General features: G+C 64.1%; 3 protein-coding genes. All 3 read right to left on the reverse strand.

The genetic code is table 11. The features are described from left to right. Positions 1–30: 30 nt before the first annotated feature. Genes LVJ94_34415 through LVJ94_34425 form a run of 3 tightly spaced genes read right to left on the reverse strand, consistent with a single transcriptional unit; the run spans position 31 to position 11,922 of the window. On the reverse strand, positions 31–2,826 hold the full coding sequence (locus LVJ94_34415; protein WXB01998.1) for an acyltransferase domain-containing protein: 2,796 nt from the start codon (positions 2,824–2,826) through the stop codon (positions 31–33). Continuing rightward, the gene (locus LVJ94_34420; protein WXB01999.1) at positions 2,819–8,482 is read right to left on the reverse strand and encodes a type I polyketide synthase; all 5,664 of its coding nucleotides are present in this window, start codon (positions 8,480–8,482) and stop codon (positions 2,819–2,821) included. Before LVJ94_34420 ends, LVJ94_34415 begins: the two co-directional genes overlap by 8 nt. Continuing rightward, entirely contained in the window at positions 8,479–11,922 is a 3,444-nt protein-coding gene (locus LVJ94_34425) for an AMP-binding protein (protein ID WXB02000.1), read from the reverse strand. The genes LVJ94_34420 and LVJ94_34425 overlap by 4 nt, the downstream gene beginning before the upstream one ends. Positions 11,923–11,989 lie beyond the last annotated feature (67 nt).

Here is an 11,989-nt window from a genome sequence, read left to right on the forward strand (position 1 = left end):
AAGATGCTCGGCCATCCACCCTGCTGCTGGTCACGGCCTCCCAGACGTCTGTTCGGCTTGCGATGTGCTCATTTCCACGTTCGCGGCGGGCGGATGCGTCCCAAGCCAGTAACGTTGGCGCTGAAAGGCATACGTCGGTAGCTCCACAAGGCGGACGTCTTCACCCCCGAGGACGAGCTTCCAGTCCACAGGGTATCCGCGCACGTGCAAGGTACCAAGCGCTCGGAGCAACGCCGACGACGAGCCGGCGTCCCGCTCGAGGCTCGCTACGACGAGACCGCGCGCGTCGCGGCTCCCGTCCGTCAGCAGTTGCGCCAGTACGGGGTGCGGGCTCACCTCGACGAAGACGCGGTATCCGTCGAGGAGGAGCTGCTCCTGCGCGCGATCCAAGCGCACCGGGTCACGAAGATTTTGGCACCAATAAGCACCGTTCAATTGTTCTCCGGAGAGAATGCCCCCCGTCACCGTCGAGTAGAACCGCACCTGACTTGCTTTGGGGGTGAGCTTGGAAAGATCCGCATCGAGCGCTGGCAAAATAGCATCCAGCTGCGAGCGTGCTGGGCACGCGGCGTCGAGCCGCCCGCAAGTCACACCTCGGTCACCCAACTCCTTGAGTATCTCGTCGATGAGGTCTGCATCTCCCGAGATCACCGTCGAGCTCCTGCTGTTCACCGCGGCGATCCAAAGGGCCGGGCCATAGGGCGCAATGAGGTCGAGCACCTCGGCGGCGGGCAGCTCCACGGCGACCAGCGCGCTTTGCTCGCCGCACCGCTGGAGCGCTCGACCGCGCGAGACGACGATGCGAGCTCCTTCCTCCAGCGTCAGCGCCCCCGCGATCACGGCTGCCGCTACTTCACCATGGCCGTGCCCGACCACGGCTGCAGGCTGCACGCCGAGGCTGCGCCATACCTCAGCGAGGCCGACGTACATGGCAAACAAGGCCGACTGAACCAGGTCTTGGCGATCGACAGCGTGACCATCGGCCACCCCGTCGCCGCGGAGCAGCGCGAGCACGGAGATGTCGCCCGCGGCGCGGAAGGCCGTGTCGCATGCGGTCACCGCGTCGACGAAGACGGGGCTTTCCGCGAGCAACGCCTTGCCCATCGCCTCCCAGTGCGCCCCCCGCCCCGGGAACACGAACGCCACCTTCCCACACTCTTCGGTTTGCGCTTGGACCAAGGCCTCATGCGACCGACCCTCCGCGAGCGCGGTCATCGCCTCCACGGCTTCCTCGATGGTTCGCACGAGGATCGAAGCGCGCGCTTCGAACTGCCCACGGCATGCCGCGGTGTACGCCACATCCCGAAGCCGCTCGGTCGGATGCTCCTTCAGCCACTCCGCCCAACGCTTTGCCTGGGCGCGGAGTGCCGCGTCGCTTCGAGCAGAGACCAGGATCGGAAGGGGGGCGGCTCTCGGGCCCGAGGGCGGCGCAGACGCTTCCTGCGGGGGCGCTTCTTCGAGGATGACGTGAGCGTTGGTACCTGACATGCCAAGCCCGGAGATGCCGGCACGGCGCGGGCGACCGCTCGCCTGCCACGGTACCGAGTCGCGGAGCAGCTGGATGGATCCGGACGGCCAATCGATCTGAAGAGAGGGATGGTCCGTGTAAAGGGTCTTGGGCACCGCCGCGTGCTTCATCGCGAGGACCATCTTGATGAGGCCCCCGACTCCTGAAGCGGCCAACGCATTTCCGATGTTGGACTTGAGGCTCCCGAACCAGAGAGGCTTGTCCTTCGAGTGAACCTCTCCGTACGTTCTCTGGAGCGCCCAAGCCTCGATACTGTCTCCGAGCGGAGTCCCGGCGCCGTGGGCCTCGATGACATCGATGTCTGCCGGGGAGATGCCAGCATTCGCGAGCGCTTGGCGCATGACGCGTTCCTGCGCAGGTCCGTTGGGAGCGGTGAGTGCCTGGCTCTTGCCATCCTGATTGACAGCCGACCCTCGGAGGACAGCGAAAATTGGATGGCGATTGCGTTTCGCGTCAGCGAGCCGCTCCAGAAGCAAGATGCCTGCGCCCTCGCTGAGGCCCATGCCGTCGGCCTCGGCGGAGAAGGCTTTGCAGCGTCCACTAGGAGAGAGAGAGCGTCGCCGGCTAAACGTGATGAACGCGCCGGGCGCCGCCATGACGCAGGCACCTCCGGCGAGTGCGAGGGAGCACTCGCCCTGGCGAAGAGCCTGGGAAGCGAGATGGATCGAGACGAGAGAAGAGCTGCAGGCCGTGTCCACGAGGGCGCTGGGCCCCTGCAAGCCGAACACATACGCGAGCCTGCGCAACGCCATGCTCGTGAGGCTCCCCACGGTCACGTCACCGTCGGGGTCGGCCAGCCCGACGGCCGCGCCATAGCCGGTGTAGCTCATTCCGACGAAGATGCCGGTCTGCGACCCCAATAGCGACGCGGGATCGATGCCCGCGCGCTCGAAGGCCTCCCAAGAAGTCTCGAGCAAGAGGCGGTGTTGCGGGTCTAGCGTAAGCGCCTCGCCGGGGCCGATTCCGAAGAACGCCGCATCGAAGTGGTCCGCATCGTGGAGAAAGCCCCCCTCGCGCGTGTAGCTCTTTCCCGCGGCGTCGGGGTCGACGTCGTAGAGCGACTCTGGCTCCCACCCGCGGTTCTCTGGGAACGTGGAGATGGCGTCCTTGCCCTCGAAGGAAATGCGCCAGAGACCTTCGGGCGTATCGACACCACCCGGATACCGACACGCCATCCCGACGATCGCGATCGGCTCTCGCGAAGCCAGAACGAGCTCGGTATTTCGTTGACGCAGGCGCGCCACTTCCATGAGGGAGGCGCGAAGGGCTCTGACGGTATCGTCTTCTGAATTACTCATTGGTTGGTCCGGCGTTGTCCTTCGATTCGCTGAGCGCCAACCGGACCAGCTCCGCGGCGCTCATCGTCGCGATCGCCTTCAGATCGTCTCCGTGCTGGACGACAGCCATCTTCTGCTCGCTGGCGAGTTGCATCAACGTATCGACGAGCCCCGCTTGTCGGAGTCGGTCGAGAGGGATAGTGGCGATTGCGGCGATTGCGGCGCGAATTTGCTCATCGCTGAAATTCGAGATGACGGGCACGAGAGACTTCGGCCGCTGGTTGACGAGTCCCGCAAGCTCTTCGATGAAAAACTGAGCAAGCGCGTTCGGCGTTGGATAATTGAACAGCAGCGTTGGGTGAAGACGATGACCTGTTGCCGCCGCGAGGCGATTGCGGATCTCGAGCGCCGTCAGCGAGTCGACTCCGATTTCCTTGAACGGGCGGCTTCGGTCGATGGCGTCTGGGCTCTTGCCGAGGGCAAGTCCGACCTGAGTGCGTACGAGCTTAAGAAGCTCAGCGTCGCGCTCGGCTTCAGAAAGAGAACGGAGCCGCTCCTCGAGAGAAGCCGCCGCGGCGACGTTGTTGGCGACGGGGCGAACCGGCCGGGTTCGGACGAGGCCTCGGAAGATGGTCGGCAAGGCGTCCGCTTGCTTGGCGAGGACCGCGGTGTCGAACGGAGCGGCGACGAGTGAGCTCTCAGGACGAGCGAGCGCGGTGTCGAACAGCGCGAGCCCGACCGCTTCGGTGATGGGCCGCATCCCGCTGCGCATTCCGCTGCGCACGATGCGCTCTCGGTCGGCAGCGGAGAGCCGGGCGGTCAATCCGCTCGTGTCTTGCCAGTATCCCCAGTCGAGCGAGAGCGCGGGGAGTCCTCGCGCCCTTCGGTGCTCGGCGAGCGCATCGAGAAAGACATTGGCAGCGGCGTAGTTGGCCTGCCCCGGCGAGCCGAGGACGCCAGCCGCCGAGGAGTAGAGCACGAAGGCGGCGAGCTCGAGCGGTTCGGTCAACGCATGCAAGTGGACGGCGGCGTCGAGCTTCGCGCGGAAGACGGAGCGTAGCTGCTCGCCGGTGAGGGAATTGAAGAGCCCATCATCGAGGGTGCCCGCCGTATGCACCACGGCGGTGAGCGGGTGATCTTGCGCGATCCCCTTCAAGAGCGCTTCGAGCGATGGACGGTCGGCGACGTCGCACGCCGCAAGGGTGACTTCGGCGCCGAGCGACTCGAGCTCCGCTTTCAGCGCGAGGGCGCCCTCGGCCTTCGGGCCCTGTCGAGAGGCGAGCAGCAGATGCTTCACCGAATGCGTGCGCGCAAGATGTCGCGCCACCATCCCGCCGAGCGTGCCCGTCCCTCCCGTGATCAGGACCGTGCCCTGGGGCGCGATAGCGAACGACGAAGAGGATGGGGTCGTGGAGGACGGAACCTTGGCGAGCCTCGGGACGAAGGCGTGCCCTCGTCGAAGGGCGACCTGAGGCTCTCTGGCATGGCTGACGGTGGCGAGTGCGCGCCGGGAATCCCGATCGTCGTCGGAGTCGACGAGGAAGAGCGGGACGTCGGGGTTCTCGTTTTGAGCGGAGCGGACGAGGCCCCAGAGGGGGGCATGGACGAGGTCGACGTCGCCGCCCGCGGTGGCCACGGCGCCGTGGGTGAGAAGGATGAGGCGCGTCCTCGCGGTGCGGTCATCGGCGAGCCATGCTTGGAGGAAGGTCAGCGCTTGCTCGGTGGCGAGATGCGCCGCTGCGATGAGGTCGGTGGTCTCCGTCTTGGACGAGAGCGGCACCACCACGGCATCGGGCCAAGCGCCGTCTCCGTCGTGGGAGGCCTTCAAGGCGTCGAGGTCGAGATGGTGGTCGACCTGGCGGAGATGAGGCTCGAGGAGAGAACGGAGGCCGACGCGGTCGTCGCCGAGGACGACCCAATACGCATCGGCCGCATCGGTGCTTCTTGACTCGCTCGAGGTCGCGGGCAGCGCGGACCACTCGATACGCAGAAGCCCCGCGTCGGTGCTCGACTGGAGGAGCTGCTCGGCCGAGCCGGGGCGCGTGGTCAGCGCCTCGATGCGAAGGGCGGGCTGTCCTGAGGCATCGGCGACGTCCAGCGAGAAGGCGCCTTGCTCCGGGCTCGGGGCGATCCGGACGCGTATCGTCGTGGCGCCCGTGGCGAGGAGCGTGACGCCGGAGAACGCGTGGGGCAGCCTGATAGCGCTCCCCTCCTGGATGCCTTGCACCGAGAGAGCATGAATGGCCGCGTCGAGCAAGGCCGGATGAATGCCGAACGCGGGAGCGTCCTTGGCGACGGCTTCGGGCAGGACCACTTCGGCAAAGAGGTCGCTCCCGCGCTCGTAGACGGCACGTAGACCCTGAAACTCCGGACCGTAGTCACCGCCCGCTTCGCGCAGGCGCTCGTACAGGCCGGCGATGGGAAGCGCGGTGGCGCCTCGGGGCGGCCAAGTCCCCATGTCGAAGGAGACCGGCTCCTCCGTCGGTGCGAGGGTACCGGTGGCGAAGCGGGTCCAAGGACCGTCTCCCTCTCGCTCGTCGCGACGCTCCTCACGACCATAGAGGGTCAAGGCCCGTCGGCCGGACTCGCCAGGGCCGCCAACGGAGAGCTGGAGACGGACGGCGGAGGAAGAAGAGAGGAGGAGCGGGGCTTCGATCGTGAGCTCCTCGACGCGTTCGAGGCCGACGTGGCGCGCGGCGACGAGCGCGAGTTCGAGCACGGCGGTGCCGGGTAGAAGCACATGGCCGAACACGACGTGTCCGCTGAGCCATGGATGGTCGGACAACGACACGCGCGCAGTAAACAGGAACCCGTTTCCGTCCGCGAACGCCACGGCAGCGCCGAGCATCGGATGTTCGGCGGCGGTGAGCCCCGCCGAAGCGACATCGGCGCTTCGGCTTGCGCCTGCGTCCAGCCAGTAGCGCTCGCGTTGGAACGCGTAGGTAGGCAGCGCCACGCGTCGGCCGCCGAGACGCTGCAAAAACGCTGTCCAGTCGACGCCATAGCCGTGAACGTGGAGCTCGCCGAGAGAAAGAAGGATGCGGTGGAGATCACCCTCGTCTTGCCAGAGCGAGCCCACGGTGCAGGAAGGCTCACCCGTGTGCAGCGTCTCTTGCAGAGGCAGCATGAGGAGAGGGTGAGGGCTGACTTCGACGAAGAAGCGATGCCCATCGGCAACCAATCGCTCGACCGCATCGGCAAAGCGGACGGTGCGTCGGAGGTTGTCGAACCAGTAGCTCGCCTCGAGCTCGACGCCGTCGATGGGCGATGCCGTGACGGTGGAGTAGAGCGGGATGCGAGCCTTCCGTGGCTGAATCTCCGCGAGATCATGCGAGAGAGTTTTACGAAGGGGCTCCATCAAAGAGCAGTGAGAGGCGACCGCCGAACGCAACTTGAGGGCGAAGGCGCCCCTCGACTCCAAAACCTGCAGGAGGGTCTCGACGGCGTCGTTTTCTCCGGCGATGGTGATCGAGCTAGGGCCGTTGATGGCAGCAATGGAGAGTCGGTCCTGGAAAGGGTCGAGCAGGGGCTCGAGCTCGGCGAGGGACAACTGCACGGCGGCCATACTCCCCTGTCCCACGAAGGCAGTCAGGGCACGGCTCCGTCGGGCGATGATCTTGACGGCGTCTTCGAGCGAGAGTGCGCCCGCGACGTAAGCCGCTGCAATTTCCCCCTGGCTGTGTCCGACGAGCGCATTTGGCTCGATACCGAATGAACGCCAGAGGGCGACGAGCGCGACCATGACGGCGAACAAGACCGGCTGGACGACATCGACACGCTCGAGTGATGGGGCACCGTCTCTCCCCTCGAGCACGGCCATGAGCGACCAATCCACGTGAGGGGACAGGGCATGCTCGCAGCGCTCGATTTCGGTGCGGAATACGTTTGCCTCGCGGAGTAGCGTGCGCGCCATCCCTGGCCAGTGAGATCCCTGTCCCGAGAAGACGAAGACGAGCTTGCCGAGGCGATCGAGCGTCCGTCCCGCGACGGTAGCCTCCGATGGCGTTCCTCCCGCGAGCGCGTCGAGCTCTGTGCGGAGATCGCCTTTGTCTTGGGTGACGAGGACCGCACGGTGTTCGAAGTGCGCGCGAGTAGTTGCGAGGGAGTAGGCGACATCGAGGAGGTCGAGGTCGGGATGGGCATCGAGAAAATCCCGGAGCTTTTCGGCCTGCGCGCGGAGGGCGAGTTCGGATTTGCCGGAAAGGAGAATCGGGACGAACCCGTGCGATGCATGGGGGTCGGTGTCGCCGGGACGCTGGTCGGTCGTGTCTGGCGCCGGTGCCTCCTCGAGCACCACGTGCGCGTTGGTGCCGCCGAACCCAAAGGAGCTGACGCCTGCTCGGCGCGGCATCGGACCGCGCGGCCAGTCGAGCGCAGAGGCCGCGACATGGACGGGGAGGCCTTGCCAGGGCACGTGCGCATTGAGAGCCGCCACATGCAGCGTCTTCGGGATGCGTCCGTGCCGCAGCGCCAACACGGCCTTGATGATGCCCGCGACGCCGGCCGCTCCCTCCGTGTGGCCGATGTTGCTCTTGACCGATCCCAAGACCAGCGGCTTGTCCGAATCGCGTCCCTGCCCGAGCACCGCGGCAGCGGCCTGCACCTCGATGGGATCTCCAAGGGGGGTGCCGGTGCCGTGGCATTCGAGATAATCCACCGAAGACGCCTCGACCCCACCGCGCGCGAGCGCCTCGCGAATCACCGCTTCCTGCGAGGGACCATTCGGCGCGGTCAGCCCGCTGCTGCGCCCGTCCTGATTGACGGCCGAGCCGCGGATGAGCGCCAGAACCTCGTGGCCGTGCGTGCGTGCATCCGACAAGCGCTCGAGCACCACCATGCCCGCGCCCTCGGCACGTACGTAGCCGTCGGCGTCGTTGGAGAACGTGCGGCATCGCCCCGTGGGCGAGAGCGCGCGAAGGCGACTCAAATAAACCGTGTTCTCGGGGCCCAGCGTGACGTTGACGCCTCCGGCCAGCGCGAGGCTGCATTCGCCCGAGCGCAGGGCCTGGCAGGCGAGGTGCACGGCGACGAGCGACGACGAGCAGGCGGTGTCGATGGCCATGGCGGGCCCTTTGAGCCCAAGCCAATACGACAGCCTGCCTACCATTGCGCTGTGCGCAGTGCCCAAACCCGAATAGGCATCGGCGCGGGTGATGTCGGCCATCGCGCGGACTTGGTATTCGGTCGAGCTGAGCCCCACGTAGACGCCGGTGTCCGAGCCCATCAGCCGCTCGGGCGAGATGCCGGCCCGCTCGAGCGCTTCCCAGCTGGTCTCCAGGAGCAGCCGCAGCTGGGGATCGATACTCCGCGCTTCGCCGGGCGAGAGGCCGAAAAAAGGTGCATCGAACCGCTCGAGCTCGGCGGTATTCAAAAACCCGCCCCAACGCGAGATCATCTTGCCTGCCGCGTCGGGGTCTGGGTCGTACCAAGCGTCGATGTCCCACCGCTCGAGAGGCACCTCCGTTACCGCGTCGATGCCTTCGTCCAGTAGCCGCCAGAACGACTCCTCATCGCGCACGGCACCCGGGTAGCGACAACCCACGGCGACAATGGCGATCGGCTCGTTGCGTTCCGATTCGATGCGGCGCAGGCGCTCTTCAGCGCCATGGAGTTTGAGGGTCGCGCGTCTGAGATAGTCGAGGAGGCGCGCTTCGTTGTTTTGCTCGCTACCCTTCATGAGATGAGTGGCGTCTCCGATTCGAAGACCGATTGGACGAAGAGATCGGCAACATTGCGATCCGGATCGACGATAATCATGCGCAACAACGCCTCGTACTGTTCGAGAAGGAGGGTTGCGTCGACGTGGCTCAGCTTGTGTCCGAATAACAGAACGAGTTTGTCACCCAGGCGATGCGGCGCAAAGATCGTGTCTATTACGTTGGGGATGATCGCTGAAACTTTGTCTACTTCGACGACGCAATCCTCACCAAGAGATCTGCCATGCCACGTCCTCAGGAAGTCGAGGCTGTCGTACAGGTGAACGTTACTGAGTTTCTTGAAGAATGGGACGTACTTACCCAAAGGCGTATTTGAATAGTTGATGACGTCCAAATAACGTTCCTGCATGGCTGCCAGCCACTTGCCGACAGACTGATCGGCCGACTCGGCAAGAAAGAGAATAGGGTTTGCAATCTGCCCCACGATGTTGTCGACGCCGGTCACGGACGGATTGCGTGCATGATGGATTGTCGACAACCACGTACTAGTCTCTCGTTTTGCGCGCGCGATCATCACGGACCAAGCCCCCTGGAGTAGCGTGTTCAGTGTGAGGCCGGCGTTCCGCGCGAACTTTTCGAAGTCAGCCGACGCAACGGCTCGCTCCAGCGTTGGGAGCCTTCCCCAGCTCCGAGAACTCAGGCGCCCGACCGACAGCGGGACGAACGAAAACCTCGGCATCTTGTCGAAAGCAGCCGCGACGAAATCTTCGATACGATTTGGCTTGGCGGTCGACCGTTTGGCTGCGTTACCCGCGTAAGCGATGCCGGCAGAATAATCCTGTTGCTCGGCCCAAGCGCGAAAATCTCTGAAGGAAATGCTCGGCGGCAATGAGGTTTCACTTCCACGTACGAGACCTTCGTAAGTTTGGAAGGCTTCACGCAAAAGTATCTCCAACGACCAACCGTCCAACGTGATCAAATGCCAGTTTGATAGAAATACAATGCGATCGGCGGCGACGCGCACGATGACGATTCGGAACAACGATGGCTGTGAAAGGTCGAATGGCCGTCCGACCTCTTCTTGCATCAAAGCCTCGAGGGCGGCCGCCTGTCGGTCCTTTGGCATCTGCGTCCAGTCGAGCTCCTTCCAAGCCAAAGCAGCTCGACGGTGTACGATCTGATGCGCCCGGGGAACGTTGTCCCAAACGAAGCTCGTACGAAGCGCGTCGTGGCGCTCGACAATGCGTTCCCAGCTAGCCCGAAATTTCACGACATCGAATTTGCCCCGGATGGTCAACGATATGGTTTCCACCCAGTATGGGAGAGTCTTATTCGTCACCCAAAGGAACAAGCGTTGCTCCTGCACGTCGTTCAAAGGATACGCGTCGACGATATCGTGCTCCTGTCGCAATCGTTCGACGAATCGCCTATCCAGCTGGCACAATCCGAACGCCCCTACGGAGCCAACGTTTGCTTGTGGCGCTTCGCCCTGCGAACGAGACACGGCGGCTGCGATACGAGCAACCGTTCCATACTTGACGATCTGCTGTTGTGTCACTGCAAAGCCCTGCTTTGCGGCGAGGGCGGCAATGGACGCTGCCTTCAACGAATCTCCGCCGAGTAGGAGTAGGCTGTCGTTGCGTCCCACCCGTTGGACGCCTAGGACATGTGCCCAGATCTCAGCGAGATCCTTCTCGTCCTGCGTTTGCGGCTCAGCGTATGTGTCGGCCTGAGAGGCATCCTTTGAAAAGGCGCCCCTATGCTCACCCTTCACGAAGCGCTCGATATTCTCACGACGTGCTGGTTTACCGGCGGAAGACTTGATCAGCCAACGCGGGGGCACAAAGTGAACGCCGCTGACGGTCACGTCCGTGGCCGCTGCAACGGCTTCGGTGATCTCTGCCGCGAGCGCGGGAAGGTCCGAGGCGCTGGGCACGGGCTCGACGAGCAGATGCGCTTCTGCCGTTCCCGAGCTCTCGTTCTCGAGACCAAACGCGATCACGCGGCCCGCAGCAACTTGGGGAACCTCACCGGTGGCGTACTCGAGATCCTCCGGCGCGATGTTCTTGCCCGCAATGATGATGAGATCGTCCTTCCGGCCGAGGATGTAGATCTCGCCTTCGTGAAGAAATCCCTGATCCCCCGAGTACAGCCACCCATCATCGAGCACCTTGCTCGTCCGTTCCGGATTGCGATGATAGCCTGCAAAGAGAAACGGTGCTCGGAGCGCCACCTCGCCAAGAGTGTCGCTATCGAGCGACCGACGAGAGGTATCCACGATCCGAACCTCTGCGCCTTCGAGTGGAATTCCGCACGATACGAACGTTCTTCCACTCGAGCCGTCGCTGGCCAATTGAACTTGGCCGCGCTGCTCGAGTGCAACGCGATCCACGGTCAGCTCCCGGGGTTCGACACCAGGAGGTGTCACACTGAGGCAGAGCACTGCTTCGGCCATGCCGTAGACAACCCCAATCTGATTTCGCCGGACGCCCCACCGGGCAAAGCGATTCACAAAGGCACTGATGCTGCCTGAACGCACCGGCTCTCCGCCACTGATCCACATTCGCACGCAATCGAGCCTCACGTTCGCAGCGTCGAGCTCGGCGTCGCTCACTCGACGTGCCAGGTGTGCGAACGCGAAATTGGGCAACCAGGCTAGCGTCCCGCGATAGCGACTCAGTGCAAGGAGAAGAGAGGCTGGCTGCGTGGCCCAATCAATGGGGTCGAGGAGGTAGAGTGGGCGGCCCATGCACAACGCATAGAGGTAATTTCCGACCAACCCCATATCGTGGTAGAGCGGCGCCCAACTCACGAGGACGTCGTCGGGCCTTCCCACTCTCTTGGCCATCCCATCGAGATCGCGGAGAATTGCTTCGTTATTGAGCACGACGGCCTTTTGTAGTCCCGTCGTGCCTGAGGAATGTTGCAGAAGAAAGGGGGACGATGGAGGGACCAACACGCGGTTCTGGCCGGCGACGGTGGGGTCCTCTTCCGCCAGAATGGTCGAACGTACCGTCGAGTCTTCAAGTAGCGGTTCGAGTATTGGAAGGAAATCGGGCTCGGTGATGATCACGTCGAGGCCCGATTTTCGCGCCATTCCGGAAAGGCCGGCTCGAAACTTGTCGGGATGCAATCGCGGAGTTGGCCACGCGAGTACGGTTGGCAATGCTCCGAGCATGCTCGCGCCGAGGTAGAATGGGGCAAAGAGAGGATGGTGGCGCAATATCAGTGCGCACACGTCGCCTCGCTGCACTCCGTTCTTGGCCAGTACTCCAGCCGCACGGCGAGCCGCCTCCCAGAGGGCACCACGAGTCCATCGCTTACGTTCACCGTCGAGCGTCAACATCACCAAGGCCAAAGCGTCGGGGTTTGCCTGAACGTCGTCCTCCAGGCGGTCGAGTATGACGTCTCGCCGGCTTGCGCTGATGCTAGGCGTTCTCTCGGTTTGACTGATGGTCATTGGTCATCCTGGAAATATCAGAAGTTATCTACCGGTCAAAGGATGGCGTTGGGGTGCATCGCGCCAA

The organism is Sorangiineae bacterium MSr11367 (genome assembly GCA_037157805.1).
GTDB lineage: Bacteria > Myxococcota_A > Polyangia > Polyangiales > Polyangiaceae > Pendulispora > Pendulispora rubella.